General features: G+C 74.1%; 12 protein-coding genes. All 12 read left to right on the top strand.

What is annotated here, in order from left to right:
* The 12 genes from ACGRHY_RS07490 (at position 1) to ACGRHY_RS07435 (ending at position 14,281) form a co-directional block, all read left to right on the top strand.
* Entirely contained in the window at positions 1–957 is a 957-nt protein-coding gene (locus ACGRHY_RS07490) for an amino acid ABC transporter permease (RefSeq protein ID WP_394634606.1), read from the top strand.
* 11 nt (positions 958–968) lie between these two features.
* Positions 969–1,721 carry an amino acid ABC transporter ATP-binding protein gene (locus tag ACGRHY_RS07485; protein WP_394637956.1) on the top strand — a complete coding sequence of 251 codons (753 nt, stop codon included), beginning with the start codon at positions 969–971 and terminating at the stop codon, positions 1,719–1,721.
* Positions 1,718–2,926, top strand: a complete 1,209-nt coding sequence (locus ACGRHY_RS07480; RefSeq protein ID WP_394634605.1) for a M20 family metallopeptidase — start codon at positions 1,718–1,720, stop codon at positions 2,924–2,926. The genes ACGRHY_RS07485 and ACGRHY_RS07480 overlap by 4 nt, the downstream gene beginning before the upstream one ends.
* Before the next feature lie 136 nt (positions 2,927–3,062).
* Positions 3,063–4,418, top strand: a complete 1,356-nt coding sequence (locus tag ACGRHY_RS07475; protein ID WP_394634604.1) for a cyanophycinase — start codon at positions 3,063–3,065, stop codon at positions 4,416–4,418.
* 66 nt (positions 4,419–4,484) lie between these two features.
* Positions 4,485–5,396: a MurR/RpiR family transcriptional regulator gene (locus ACGRHY_RS07470; protein ID WP_394634603.1), complete on the top strand. Its 912-nt coding sequence runs from the start codon at positions 4,485–4,487 to the stop codon at positions 5,394–5,396.
* Between the two features lie 47 nt (positions 5,397–5,443).
* Entirely contained in the window at positions 5,444–6,133 is a 690-nt protein-coding gene (locus ACGRHY_RS07465; protein WP_394634602.1) for an SDR family oxidoreductase, read from the top strand.
* The gene (locus tag ACGRHY_RS07460; RefSeq protein WP_394634601.1) at positions 6,130–7,179 is read left to right on the top strand and encodes a methionine synthase; all 1,050 of its coding nucleotides are present in this window, start codon (positions 6,130–6,132) and stop codon (positions 7,177–7,179) included. Before ACGRHY_RS07465 ends, ACGRHY_RS07460 begins: the two co-directional genes overlap by 4 nt.
* A 16-nt stretch (positions 7,180–7,195) precedes the next feature.
* Positions 7,196–9,388: an NAD-dependent DNA ligase LigA gene (gene ligA / locus ACGRHY_RS07455; protein ID WP_394634600.1), complete on the top strand. Its 2,193-nt coding sequence runs from the start codon at positions 7,196–7,198 to the stop codon at positions 9,386–9,388.
* Positions 9,389–9,613: 225 nt separating this feature from the next.
* Complete coding sequence (locus tag ACGRHY_RS07450) at positions 9,614–11,788, top strand: putative bifunctional diguanylate cyclase/phosphodiesterase (RefSeq protein WP_394634599.1); 2,175 nt, start codon at positions 9,614–9,616, stop codon at positions 11,786–11,788.
* 264 nt (positions 11,789–12,052) lie between these two features.
* Positions 12,053–12,349, top strand: a complete 297-nt coding sequence (gene gatC / locus ACGRHY_RS07445; protein ID WP_031505700.1) for an Asp-tRNA(Asn)/Glu-tRNA(Gln) amidotransferase subunit GatC — start codon at positions 12,053–12,055, stop codon at positions 12,347–12,349.
* A gap of 5 nt (positions 12,350–12,354) precedes the next feature.
* On the top strand, positions 12,355–13,857 hold the full coding sequence (gatA, locus tag ACGRHY_RS07440; RefSeq protein ID WP_394634598.1) for an Asp-tRNA(Asn)/Glu-tRNA(Gln) amidotransferase subunit GatA: 1,503 nt from the start codon (positions 12,355–12,357) through the stop codon (positions 13,855–13,857).
* A 181-nt stretch (positions 13,858–14,038) separates the two neighbouring features.
* Positions 14,039–14,281, top strand: a complete 243-nt coding sequence (locus ACGRHY_RS07435) for a hypothetical protein (protein ID WP_394634597.1) — start codon at positions 14,039–14,041, stop codon at positions 14,279–14,281.
* Positions 14,282–14,283 lie beyond the last annotated feature (2 nt).

The raw sequence follows: 14,283 nt of genomic DNA, 5'->3' as shown, positions 1-14,283 counted from the left end.
ATGGCCTCCTCCACCGCGATCACCGCCGCCGGCCACGGCCCGCCTGCCGAGCGGGGCGTCCAGGAACTGCGGACCGTGCCCGTACGGCACTGGGGCCGCTGGGCGGCGGCCGCCGCCGCGCTCACCGCGGGCGGCGGCACCGTGTGGTCACTGGCGAAGAACCCCAACCTCGACTGGCCCACCGTCGGCGACTACCTGCTGCACGACCTGGTGTTCAGCGGCCTGTGGACCACCGTGTGGCTGACGGCGGCCTCCATGGTCATGGGGCTGGTCGGCGGCACCGTCGTCGCCGTCATGCGGCTGTCGGACAACCTCGTGCTGTCCTCGCTGGCCTCCCTGTTCGTCTGGGTCTTCCGCGGTACCCCGATCCTGGTGCAGATCATCTTCTGGGGGTACATGGGCGCGTTCTACGAGCAGGTGATGATCGGCATCCCGTTCACCGACATCACCTTCTTCTCCGCCCCCACCTCGGAGCTGGTCACCCCGACGATCGCCGCGCTCCTGGCGCTCGGCCTCAACGAGGTCGCCTACGCCTCGGAGGTCATACGCGGCGGCATCCAGTCCATCGACAAGGGGCAGACCGAGGCCGCCCACTCCCTGGGCATGCGGCCGGGCATGACGCTGCGCCGGATCGTGCTGCCCCAGGCGATGCGGGTCATCGTGCCGCCCATGGGCAACGACACCGTCACCATGCTCAAGACCACCGCCCTGGTCTCGGTGATCGCCGGACACGACCTGATGTCCAACATCCAGGACGTCTACGCCCAGAACTACAAGGTCATCCCGCTGCTGGTGGTCGCCGCGATCTGGTACCTGGTGCTGGTCTCGCTGCTGAGCATCCCGCAGTCCTGGCTGGAGCGCCGTTACGGGCGGGGCGCCGGCGCCGGCGACTCCCCGCTGCGGCGGCTGCTGTCCGTACGCCGGCCCGTCCGGTCCGTGAAGGGAGCGAGCGAGTGAGCGGCGCACCCATGGTCCTCGCCGAGGGCGTCCGCAAGCGCTTCGGCCGCACCGAGGTGCTCAAGGGCATCGACCTGGAGGTCGGCGCCGGGCAGGTGTGCTGCCTGCTGGGGCCGTCCGGCTCCGGCAAGTCCACCTTCCTGCGCTGCGTCAACCACCTGGAACGGGTGGACGGCGGCAGCCTCACCGTGGACGGGGAGCGGGTCGGCTACCGGCGCCGCGGCCCGGTGCTGTACGAGCTGAAGGAACGGGAGATCGCCGCCCAGCGCCGCGACATCGGCATGGTCTTCCAGCGCTTCAACCTCTTCCCGCACATGACCGCGGTGGAGAACGTCATGGAGGCGCCGGTGCGGGTGCGGCGCGAGCCGAAGGCGGCGGCCCGGGAGCGGGCGCTGAAGCTGCTGGACCGGGTCGGGCTCGGCGACCGGACCGGCAACTACCCCGCCCAGCTCTCCGGCGGTCAGCAGCAGCGTGTGGCCATCGCCCGCGCGCTGGCGATGGAGCCCAAGCTGATGCTCTTCGACGAGCCCACCTCGGCGCTCGACCCGGAGCTGGTCGGCGAGGTGCTGGACGTCATGCGCGGGCTGGCCGAGGACGGCATGACGATGATCGTCGTCACCCATGAGACGGGCTTCGCCCGGGAGGTCGCCGACACCGCCGTCTTCATGGACGACGGCGTGGCCGTCGAGTCGGGCCCACCGGGTGAGGTGCTGACCTCGCCCCGGCGCGAGCGTACCCGGTCCTTCCTGGCCAAGGTCCTGTGAGCGCCCCGGTGCACCGACGGCCGACCGCCGCGCACCTGCGCGCGGCGGTGGAGGGACGCTACCCCGCCTTCCTGGCCGGCCTGGAGCTGATGACGGGTGTCGACAGCGGGTCCTACGACAGCGAGGGCGTCCGCGCCGTCGGCGCGATGGCCGCGGAGCGGCTTCGCGGGCTCGGCTTCGCGGTCCGGTCCGTGCCGGTGGGCTCCGCGCCGGACGGCCGGCGGCTGGGCGACGCCCTGATCGCCCGCCGCGCCGGCCGGACGCCGGGCGGCGGCCGGCTGCTGCTGATGGCCCATCTGGACACCGTGTACGAGACGGGCACGGCCGCCGCCCGGCCCCTGCGGATCGAGGACGGCACCGCGTACGGCCCCGGCGTCTGCGACGACAAGGGCGGCCTGCTGCTGGGGATCGCCGCGATCGGAGCCCTGCACGACCTGGGCGCCGACGACTACGGGGAGGTGGTCTTCCTGTGCACCCCGGACGAGGAGATCGGCTCGCCCGGCAGCCGCCCGCTGACCGAGACACTTGCCAAGGAGGCCGACTTCGGCCTCTGCCTGGAGTGCGCGCGCGAGAACGGGGACCTCGTCACCGCCCGCAAGGGCGTGGTCGACCTGCGCCTGACCGTGCGCGGCCGGGCCGCGCACAGCGGCGTCGAACCGGAACGCGGCGCCAACGCGGCCCTGGCGGCGGCCCACCTCGTCATCGCCCTCCAGCGGCTGGGCGGCGGCCCCGGCGGCACGACCGTCAACGTCGGCCGGGTGCGGGCGGGCTCGCGGACCAACGTCGTCTGCGACCGGGCCGTGCTCGACGTGGAGGTGCGGTCCGCCACCCGTGACGGCCTGTGGAACGCCCGCCGCGAGATCGCGCGCCTGGCCTCCCGCACCTGGGTGGAGGGCACCTCCGTGGAGGTGGCGGAGGGCGAGGAGTGCCCGCCCCTGGAACGCACCCCTCAGGTCGCCGCCCTGGCGGACGAGGCCCTGGCCATCGCCGCGGAACTCGGGGTCGGGGCGGACGCCGCCGAGACCGGGGGAGTCGCCGACGCCAACTTCGCCGCCGGCGCGGGACTGCCGGTCCTGGACGGCCTCGGGCCGGTCGGCGGCGGCGACCACAGTCCCGGCGAGTGGCTCGACCTGACCAGCGTCGTCCCCCGCGGCGCCCTGCTGGCGGCCCTGATCTCCCGGCTGGGTACCCGGGGCGCCGGCTGACGGCTCCCGCCGCCCGCAGACCCCGGGGCGCCGCGCTCCCCGCGACCCCGCGGCGCCCCGGCCGCACCACCGCACCACGGAGGCCGGCGACCGCGCCGGCCTCCGCACCACCCCGCGAGCCTTCGAGGAGGCACCCGTGCACCGAACGAGACCCCGTGCCGACGGATCCCCCGGCGGATCTCCCGCCGCAGCGCCCCCGCGCCGGCCGCGCGGAGTACTGGCCGCCGCCGCGGCGGGGCTGGCCGCGCTCGCCCTGCTGCTGCCCGCCACCGCCGCCGCGGCGGCGCCCGCGGCCCGGCCCGCGCCCGGGCCCGTACAGCCCTCCCCCGCACAGGCGCCCGGCGGCACGCTCCTGATGGTCGGCGGCGCACTGGACGAGCGGAACACCGAGGTGTACGGCGAGATCGTCGACCGCGCCGGCGGCCCGGCCGCCCGCATCGGCGTCCTCACCGCCGGCTCCGTACCGCCCTCCCAGGACCCGGACGCGGGCACGCCGCAGGCGCGCAACAGCGAGGCCAACGGCGCCTACTACGCGGACCTCCTGGAGAGCCACGGCGCCGGGTCCGCCGAGTGGATCCCCGTCGACCTCGACCGGGTGGCCGCGGCCGACGACCCCGAACTGGCCGGGCACGTCTCCACCATGACCGGCTTCTTCATCGGCGGCGGCGACCAGTACCGCTACGTCACCACCCTCCTGCGCGACGGCGGCACCCGGGACTCGGCCGTGCTCGCCGCCGTCCGGCAGCGGCTCGCCGAGGGCGCGGTGGTCGCCGGTACCAGCGCCGGCGCCCAGATCCAGGCGGGCGCCGACATGATCACCGGCGGGTCGAGCTACGAGGCGCTGCGCGACGGCTCCTCGCCCGGCTACTTCGAGGACGCCACCCGGCTCGGCTACCTGGAGGCCGGCGGCTTCGGGTTCTTCGAGCACGGCCTGGTCGACACCCACTTCTCCGCCCGCGGCCGGGAGGGCCGGTCCCTGCGCCTGGCCGCCGACACCGGACACGGCCTGGTCTTCGGCGTCGACGAGAACACCGCCCTGGAGGTCACCGGCGTCGGCACCGGAGACGAGCGCCTGCGCGTCCTGGGCGAGCACGCGGTGACGGTACTGGACCTCACCGGCGCCACGGCGGGAACGTACAACGGCGAGTGGTCCGTCGAGGGCGTCCGCTACGACCGCCTCACCGCGGGCGACGGCTACGACCCGTACGCCCGCCGCGCCCTGCCCGCCGCCGACCGCACCGAACTGGCACCGCGCAACCGGACCGCCCAGCGGCCGGGTTACGACGTCTTCGGCCCGTACCGCTTCGCCGGTACCGCCCTCGACCTCGCCGGCAGCGCACGCTCCGAGCGCACCACCGACTACACCTACGAGATCCGCCCGGAGTTCGCGGTCGGATTCCGCAAGCCCGCCTCCGGATACGCGGCCTGGACCGCCGACGGCCGCACCGCCTCCACCCTGACGGGCATGGAGATCGAGGTTTACGCGCCCTGAGCGGCGCCGGATAGGCTCGGGCCCGGGGCGCGGCGCCGCCCCGGGCCCGACGAACGAGGAGGCACCGTGGCCGCCGAAGACGAGGCGTCCGTGGCGGAGGACGGAGAGCGGACGGCATCCGGCGGCGTGGCCGAGTCCATCCGGCGGCGGCTCGGCGAGTGCACACCGGCCGAACGCAAGGTCGCCCGCGTCCTGCTGGCCGCCTACCCGTCGGCCGGGTTCGAGACCGTCGCCCGCGTCGCCGAGCGGGCCGGCGTCAGCGCGCCCACCGTCATCCGCTTCGCCCACCGCCTCGGCTACCGGGGCTTCCCCGACTTCCAGCGTGCGCTCCGCGACGAGCTGGAACAGCGCGAGGCGTCCCCGGTCGCCCTCTACACCGCCACCGGCTTCGCCGAGCGCGGCGGCTCCCCCGCGGCGGACCTCCTGGAGTCCTCCGCCGCGTCCCTCACCGCCGCCCTGCGCGCCACCTGCGCCGCGCTGCCCCCCGAGGACCTCCAGGGCGCCGTCGACCTGCTCGCCGACCCCCGGCGCCGCGTGCTGCTGGTCGGCGGCCGGTTCAGCGCGCTGCACGCCCGCTACCTGGGCCTGCACCTGCTCCAGATCCGCGACGACGTGGAGCTGTTGCCCGAGGGCGCGGTCGAACGCACCGCCGCCCTCGCCCGGGGCGGGCGCCGCGACGTGCTCGCCGTCTTCGACTTCCGCCGCTACGAACCCGCCCTGCTGGACCTGGCGAGGCTGGTGTCCGGCCGGGGAGGGAAGGTCGTGCTGGTGACCGACGGCTGGCTGTCGCCGATCTCGGCCGTCGCCGACGTGGCGCTGCCCTGCCAGGCCCCGGCCACCACCCCGTACGACAGCCTCGTGCCCGCGCTGGCCGTCACCGAGACCGTGGTCACCGGAGTGCTCGGCGCGCTGGGCGAGGCGGCCCAGGAGCACATGCGGCGCGGTGAGGACACCGCCCGCACGCTGGGGCTCTACTGACGGGTGCGGTGCCCGCCGGACGGCCCGGCGGATGGGACGATGTGCGCATGGGAACGCATGTGATCACCGGGGCGGGCTCCGGCATCGGAGCCGAGATCGCCGAGCGCCTGCGGGAGCGGGGCGAGGAACTGTGGCTGCTGGCGCGGAACGCGGGCCGTGCCAGGGAACTGACCGGGCGCTTCCCCGGCGCCCGCACCCTCGTCGGCGACCTGGCCGAGCCCGAGAGGCTGTCGTGGGCGCTGTCCCACCAGGAGTTGCCGGAGCGGGTGGACTCGCTGCTGCACGTCGCCGGGGTGGTGGACCTGGGGAGGGTCGGTGAGCTGACGCCGAAGGTCTGGAACGCGACCTTGGCGGTCAACCTCGTCGGCCCCGCCGAGCTGACCCGGCTGCTGCTGCCCCAGATCCGCCCGGCGCACGGCCATGTGGTCTTCGTCAACTCCGGCGCGGGCCTGAACGCCAACGCCGACTGGGGCGCGTACGCGGCCAGCAAGCATGGGCTCAAGGCGCTCGCCGACTCGCTGCGCGCGGAGGAGGGCGGCGCCGGGGTGCGGGTGACCTCCGTCTATCCGGGCCGCACCGCCACGCCCATGCAGGCCAAGGTGCACCGGCAGGAGGGCAGGGAGTACGACCCGGGGCGCTGGATCCCCCCGTCCGCGGTGGCGACCGCCGTCCTGACCGCCCTCGATCTGCCCGCGGGCTCGGAGATCACCGACCTGAGGGTGAGGCCGTCGGCGTGAGGGAGCACGTGTGGGGCACGGGCGCGGCGACCGGCATCGGGTCGATGCCCGGCACCGACGCCCGGGAGGCCGCCAAGACCGTCACCGGCAGCCTCGAACACTTCCCGTACCTGCCGGAGCTGCCCGCGCGCGGGCCCGGCGCCGACATGATCGGGCGGACGGCCGGGCTGCTGGTGGAGCTGTACGCCCGCCTGGAGCCCAGCGGCTGGCGGGTCGGCGACGCGCCCGGGCGCGACACCCGGCGGGCCCGGTCCTGGCTGGGGGAGGACCTGGACGCGCTGGAGGAGTTCACCCAGGGCCACACCGGGGCGCTGAAGGTCTCCGCCGTCGGGCCGTGGACGCTGGCGGCGTCGCTGGAGCGCCGCGGCGGCGAGGCGATGCTCGGCGACGCGGGCGCCTGCCGCTATCTGGCCGAGTCCCTGGCCGAGGGGCTGCGCGCCCATCTCGCCGAGGTGCGGCGCAGGGTGCCGGGGGCCCGGATCGTCCTCCAGCTCGACGAGCCGTCGCTGACGGCCGTGCTGCTGGGCGGGGTGCCCACCGCCAGCGGCTACCGCACCCATCCGGCCGTGGACCGCGGTGTGGCCGAGGGCGCGCTGCGGCAGGTGGTCGGGGCGGCACGGGAGGCGGCGGGCGAACCGGCGCGGGAGCCGGCGGAGGGGATCTCCGTGGTGGTGCACTCCTGCGCCCCGGGGGTGCCCTTCGGGCTGCTGCGCAGGGCGGGCGCGGACGGGATCTCCTTCGACCTCTCGCTGCTCACCGAACGTGACGACGAGGCGGTCGGGGAGGCGGTCGAGGCGGGTACGGCGCTGTTCGCCGGGGCGGTCCCGGCGGCGGAGCCGGACACGGGTGCACTGTCAGACCCTGCCGGTAGCGTCATGGGGGTCAGGACGCTGTGGCGCAGGATCGGGCTGTCTCCGAAGCTGCTGGCGCGATCGGTGGTCGTCACGCCCGCCTGCGGTCTGGCCGGCGCCTCGCCGGCCTACGCGCGGGCCGCGCTCGCGCACTGTGTCCGGGCCGCACGCTCGCTCGTAAACGACCCCGAGTAACGGGAGGCTTGGACACATGGAGACGGTGAGCCCGGACAGCGAGGCGCGCGAGAGGCACGCGCGGCTGGCCCAGGAGGTCGACGAGCACCGCTTCCGGTACTACGTGACGACGCCGGTCATCAGCGACGCCGAGTTCGACGCCCTGCTGCGCGAGCTCCAGGAGCTGGAGGCGAGGTACCCGGAGCTGGCCACGCCGGACTCGCCGACCCAGAAGGTGGCCGGCTCCTACGAGACGGAGTTCACCGCCGTACAGCACCGCGAGCGGATGCTGTCGCTGGACAACGCCTTCGACGACGAGGAGCTGGACTCCTGGGCCGACCGGATCGCGCGCGAACTGGGCGGCGTGCCGTACCACTTCCTGTGCGAGCTGAAGGTGGACGGGCTCGCGGTCAACCTGACGTACGAGCACGGCAGGCTGACGCGCGCCGCGACCCGCGGCGACGGGCGCACCGGGGAGGACATCACGCCCAACGTCCGCACCATCGCGCAGATCCCCGAGCGGCTGAAGGGGGACCGCGTCCCGGACCTGGTGGAGATCCGCGGCGAGGTGTTCATCCCCATGGAGCGATTCGAGGAGCTGAACGCGCGGCTGGTTCAGGCGGGCAAGCCGGCGTTCGCCAACCCCCGCAACGCGGCGGCCGGTTCGCTGCGGCAGAAGGACCCCAAGGTCACCGCGGAGCGCCCGCTGCACATGGTGGTGCACGGCATCGGCGCCCGCGAGGGCTTCGACATCGACCGGCTGTCGCACGCCTACGAGCTGCTGCGCGAGTGGGGTCTGCCGACCGCCGCGCACAACAGGGCGGTCGGATCCGTCGGGGAGGTGCGGGAGTTCATCGCGTACTACGGCGCGAACCGGCACTCGGTGGAGCACGAGATCGACGGGGTCGTCGTCAAGCTGGACGAGATCCCCCTCCAGGGGCGGCTGGGCTCCACCTCGCGGGCGCCGCGCTGGGCGATCGCCTGGAAGTACCCGCCGGAGGAGGTCAACACCAGGCTGCTGGACATCAAGGTGAGCATCGGCCGCACGGGTCGGGCCACGCCGTTCGCCGTGGTGGAGCCGGTGACGGTGGCCCGCTCGGAGGTGGAGTTCGCCACCCTCCACAACCAGGACGTGGTCAGGGCCAAGGGTGTGCTGATCGGGGACACCGTCGTGCTGCGCAAGGCGGGCGACGTCATCCCCGAGATCCTGGGCCCCGTGGTCGACCTGCGGGACGGCGGCGAGCGGGAGTTCGTGATGCCCGCCGACTGCCCCGAGTGCGGCACCGGACTGAAGCCGGCCAAGGAGGGGGACGTCGACCTGCGCTGCCCCAACGCCCGCTCCTGCCCGGGGCAACTGCGTGAGCGGCTCTACTACCTGGCGGGGCGCAAGTGCCTGGACATCGAGCACTTCGGGTACGTGGCGGCCACCGCGCTGACGCAGCCGCTGGAGCCGGTCACACCGCCGCTGCGGGACGAGGGGGATCTGTTCGACCTCACCGTCGAGCAGTTGCTGCCCATCAAGTCCCTGGTCCTGGACCAGGACAGCGGTCTGCCCAAGCGGGATCCGAAGACGGGGGAGGAGAAGGTCGTCACCTTCTTCGCCAACCTCAAGGGTGAGCCGAAGAAGAACGCGCTGGCGATGCTGGAGAACATCCGGGCGGCCAAGGAGCGCCCGCTGGCCAGGATCATCGCGGGGCTGTCGATCCGCCATGTCGGCCCGGTGGCGGCGGAGGCGCTGGCCAGGGAGTTCCGCTCGCTGGAGAGGATCGCCGAGGCGTCCGAGGAGGAGCTGGCGGCCACCGAGGGGGTCGGCCCGACGATCGCGGCCTCGCTCAAGGCCTGGTTCGCCGAGGAGTGGCACCGCGAGATCGTCGAGAAGTGGCGGGCGGCAGGCGTCCGGATGGAGGAGGAGGGCGGCGGCGAGGAGGGGCCGCGTCCGCTGGAGGGGGTCACCGTGGTGGTCACCGGGACCCTGCGGTCGTACACGCGAGATGGCGTAAAAGAGGTGCTGCAGAGCCTGGGAGCGAAAGTGACCGGTTCTGTTTCAAAGAAGACCGGTTTTGTTGTGGCGGGCGACAGTCCTGGATCGAAATATGACAAGGCCGTGCAGTTGAAGGTCCCGATCCTGGACGACGACGGTTTCGCCGTCCTGCTGGAGCAGGGACCGGACGCCGCGCGGGAGGCCGCCGTCGTCCCCGCCGAGCCCGCCGCGGAGCAGCCCGCCGGGTGACGGAGTGTCGGCTGCGGTGGTGCCACCGCCGCCAAATCCCTTTTCGGCCAATGCCGTTGGTGAGTGATGAGGAGAGGCTGCGCGGCGCTTATCAGACGGACGCGATCGACCGGTCGGCATTCGGGCAACCCCGATCGATCACTGCCCAGCCGGCCGTCCGCGCCCTACTGTTGACGGGGTGCGCCTGCCGTGGCGTGGGCACCGACGGCTGTGAGAGGGACGCGCATGCAGCACAAACCCCGGGGCCGGGGACAGCAGTGGCTCCGACCGACCACCGCCCCGCCGGGCGGCGGCCCCGACGGCGCGCCGAAGCCGCAGCACGTCGCCCCCCCGGAGGTGCCCTGGCTCTCCCGCGCGGTCGTCGCGGTCGCCGCCGTCGCGCTGGCCGCCGGGATCCACCGGGTGATCTCCGAAGGGCACGCCCTCTTCCCCAGCGGCACGGCGGGCTGGTCCTTCGCCGTCCTCACCGGCCTCATCGTCGGCCACCTGGTCGCCCTCGGCCGCGACCGCTGGTGGGGCGGCACCGGCTCCGGCGCCGCCCTCACCCTGGCCATCCTGCTGCTGTACGGCTGGATCCCGGCCACCCTGGTCAGCCTCGCGGTGGTGGTCCTGGTCGGCGCGGCCCGGCGGCACCGCTGGCGCCAGGCACTGCGGCACGGCGCGGTGGACATCCTCGGCATCGGCGCCGCGGCGCTGTGCCTGGCGGCCTTCGGCGTGCACCCCTCGGTGGAGGACCCCTGGCGCCCTGCCGCCTGGAGCCTGTACGCGCTCCCCGAGGTCCTCCTGGCCGCCGCCGCCTATCTGCTCGTCACCCGGACGCTGCTGTGGTACATCCTGGCCCCGCGCCGGGGAGGGCTGCCCACCGTCGCCCGCACCGCCCTGGCGCGGCAGGGACTGGTCGCCCTCGCGCTGCTGGCCATCTCCCCGCTGATCGTCGTGGTCGCCGTCCACATGCCGCTGCTGCTGCCGCTGTTCTCGGTGCCGCTGGTCTCACTGGACTCCGCCCTGTGGATCGCCCGCGCCCGCGCCGAGGAGCAGTTGCGCGACCCCCTCACCGGACTCGCCAACCGCCAGTGGCTGCTGGAGCGCACCTGGTCCGCCCTGGACGAGGCCGACCGGCTGGGCGCCCGCTCCGCCCTCGTCCTCATCGACCTCGACCGCTTCCGGTCGGTCAACGACACCCTCGGCCATCTGGCGGGCGACCGGCTGCTGCTGCAGATCGCGGACCGGCTGCGGACGGCGCTGCCCCGCGGCGCCGAGGTGGCCCGGCTCGGCGGCGACGAGTTCGCCGTACTGCTCCCGCTCGCCGACTCGCCCACCAGCGCCCAGCGCATCGCCCGCACGCTCGTCGGCGCCCTCGGCTCGCCGCTGGACCTGGACGGACTGACCCTGGAACTGGAGGCCAGCGCCGGGGTCGCGGTCTTCCCCGACCACGCCGGTGAGGCGGAGGGCCTGCTGCGCCGCGCCGACGTCGCGATGTACCAGGCCAAGCGCGACCGCAGCGGTGTGGAGGTCTACGAGGCCACCCGCGACGGCAACACACCCGACCGGCTGGGCCTGCTGGGCGACCTGCGCCGCGCCCTGGACGCGGGCGAGGTCGAACTGCACTACCAGCCCAAGGTCGCCTTCGACGGCTCCGTCTGCGGCCTGGAGGCACTGGTGCGCTGGGTGCACCCCGAGCGGGGCAGGGTGCCCCCGGACGAGTTCATCGCCATCGCCGAGTCCTCCGGCCTGATGCCGCGCCTGACCGACTACGTGCTGGAGACCGCGCTCGCCCAGGTCGCCCGCTGGCGCTCCAGGGGCCTGGCGGTGCCGGTCGCCGTCAACGTCTCGCCCCGCGACGTCCACAGCCCCGGCTTCGCCGGATCGGTGGCCGCCCGGCTGGCCCGGCACGGCGTCCCGGCCGGGGCACTCCAGCTGGAGATCACCGAGCACGTACTGCTGGAGGACCCGCAGCAGGCCGCCGACACCCTCGCCGCGCTCACCGGCCACGGGGTGCGGATGTCCCTGGACGACTTCGGCACCGGCTACTCCTCGCTGGTGCACCTGCGCAGGCTGCCGGTGAGCGAGCTGAAGATCGACCGCTCCTTCGTGGCACGCCTGGCGGTGGACGCCGAGGACGCCGAGATCGTGCGCTGCACGGTGGACCTCGCGCACTCCCTCGGCCTGGTCGTCGTCGCCGAGGGCGTGGAGGACGACGAGACCTGGGAGTGCCTGCGCGATCTGGGCTGCGACGCCGTACAGGGCTGGCTGGTGTCGGCTGCGATGCCCCCGGCCGAGGCCACCGCCTGGCTGCGGGCACGCGACGGGGCGCCGCCGCCGGTCGAGGCGGCACTTCCCGCGCTGCCGGGACCGGCCGGGAAAGCCGCCCCGGGGCACCGGGGGCAGCCCGCGCGGTAGGCGTGCGGCACTCCGTCCGGGCGCCCGGACGGGGGCGGAAGCCGCTTCCGCGCCCCGTCCCGGCACCGCCGTGCGCCGCGGCCAAACTGTTAGCATGCTGTTCTGCCCTCCGGGCAGCGGTCAGGACTTGGCCGCGCCCCGGCCGGAAGGCCGGGGGGAAAGCCGTCCCGCTCAGGAGACGGAGGAGTCACAGGATCGGGGCGGACGGCGGGAAGAGTCCGCCAAGCCCCGAAGGATCCACCACTCACCCCGAGGAATCGCTGCATGCCTGGCATCACGCGCGAGGAGGTCGCCCACCTCGCCCGGCTGGCACGTCTGGAGCTGAAGGACGAAGAGCTCGACCACTTCGCCGGACAGCTCGACGACATCATCGGCGCGGTCGCCCGCGTCTCCGACGTCGCCGACGAGGACGTACCGCCGACCTCCCACCCGCTGCCGCTGACCAACGTCATGCGCCCGGACGAGGTCCGTCCGTCGCTGACCCCCGAGCAGGCGCTCTCCGGCGCCCCGGCCCAGGAGCAGCAGCGTTTCAAGGTGCCGCAGATCCTGGGGGAGGAGTGAACGCCGTGACGCATTCGAGCGATCTGACCAGGCTCACCGCGGCCGAGACCGCCTCGCGCATCGCCTCCGGCCAGGCGAGCGCCGTCGAGGTGACCGAGGCCCACCTCGCCCGTATCGAGGCCGTGGACGAGAAGGTGCACGCCTTCCTCCACGTGGACCGCGAGGGCGCGCTGGCCCGTGCCCGCGCCGTGGACGCCAAGCGCTCCCGCGGCGAGAGGCTCGGCCCGCTGGCCGGCGTCCCGCTCGCGCTCAAGGACATCTTCACCACCGAGGGCGTGCCCACCACGGTCGGCTCGAAGATCCTCGAGGGCTGGGTCCCGCCGTACGACGCCACGCTCACCAGGCGCCTGAAGGACGCCGACGTGGTGATCCTGGGCAAGACCAACATGGACGAGTTCGCCATGGGCTCCTCCACGGAGAACAGCGCCTACGGCCCGACAGGCAACCCCTGGGACCTCACCCGCATCCCGGGCGGTTCCGGCGGTGGCTCCTCCGCGGCGCTCGCCTCCCACCAGGCCCCGCTGGCCGTCGGCACCGACACCGGCGGCTCCATCCGCCAGCCGGCCGCCGTCACCGGCACCGTCGGCGTGAAACCGACCTACGGCGCCGTCTCCCGCTACGGCATGGTCGCCTTCTCCTCCTCCCTCGACCAGGGCGGGCCCTGCGCCCGCACCGTCCTGGACGCGGCCCTGCTGCACGAGGCGATCGCCGGGCACGATCCGCTGGACTCCACCTCCATCGACGCCCCCGTCCCGCCGGTCGTCGAGGCCGCCCGCAACGGGAACGTCAAGGGCCTGCGCGTCGGCGTGGTCAGGGAGTTCGCGGGCGAGGGCTACCAGGCCGGCGTCATGCAGCGCTTCAACGAGTCGGTGGAGCTGCTGCGCGAGCTGGGCGCCGAGATCGTCGAGATCTCCTGCCCGTCCTTCGACAAGGCGCTGGCGGCCTACTACCTGATCGCGCCGTCGGAGTGCTCCTCCAACCTGGCCCGCTTCGACGCCATGCGCTACGGCCTGCGCGCCGGCGACGACGGCACCCGTTCGGCGGAGGAGGTCACCTCCCTCACCCGCGAGGCGGGCTTCGGCCCCGAGGTCAAGCGCCGCATCATGCTGGGCACCTACGCGCTGTCCTCCGGCTACTACGACGCCTACTACGGCTCCGCCCAGAAGGTGCGCACCCTGATCAAGCGCGACTTCGACGCGGCCTTCGGGAAGGTGGACGTGCTGGTCTCGCCGACCACGCCGACCACCGCGTTCCCCATCGGGGAGCGGGCGGACGACCCGATGGCCATGTACCTGGCGGACCTGTGCACCATCCCGTCCAACCTGGCGGGCAACGCGGCCATGTCGCTGCCGTGCGGCCTGGCGCCCGAGGACGGGCTCCCGGTGGGCCTGCAGATCATCGCCCCCGCCATGGCCGACGACCGGCTCTACCGTGTCGGAGCGGCGGTCGAGGCCGCGTACCACGCACGCTGGGGACACCCGCTGCTGGAGGAGGCACCCTCGCTGTGAGCGTCGCACGCGCGGCCACCGGGCCGCACAGGACATACGAGGCCGCGCCTGTTCGCCGCGCGGGCGGAGAAGCTCACGGGGAGGATGCTGTGAGCGTCGCACGCGCGGCCACCGGGCCGCACAGGACATACGAGGCCGCGCCTGTTCGCCGCGCGGGCGGAGAAGCGGGAAGGGGCAGGCTGTGAGCGCGCTGAAGAAGGCCAAGGGCTTCAAGAAATCCCGGCCCGGCCTGTACCTGTCCATCGGCACCTCGCTCTTCGGCGCCGTCGGCGTCGTCAAGCAGATGCAGCTCGCCCGGCGGGAGGACGACAGGCTCCAGCTCCTGGACGCCGTCGTCTCCGGCGCCGCGATCCTGACCAGCGTCGCCATCCTCGTCCGCGAGGTGCGGCGCCTGGACATCGACGACGTCCTCGCCGACGACTGACC

The sequence above is a fragment of the Streptomyces shinuiensis genome (assembly GCF_043660855.1).
GTDB lineage: Bacteria > Actinomycetota > Actinomycetes > Streptomycetales > Streptomycetaceae > Streptomyces.
This window is presented reverse-complemented; position numbering and strand designations above follow the sequence as displayed.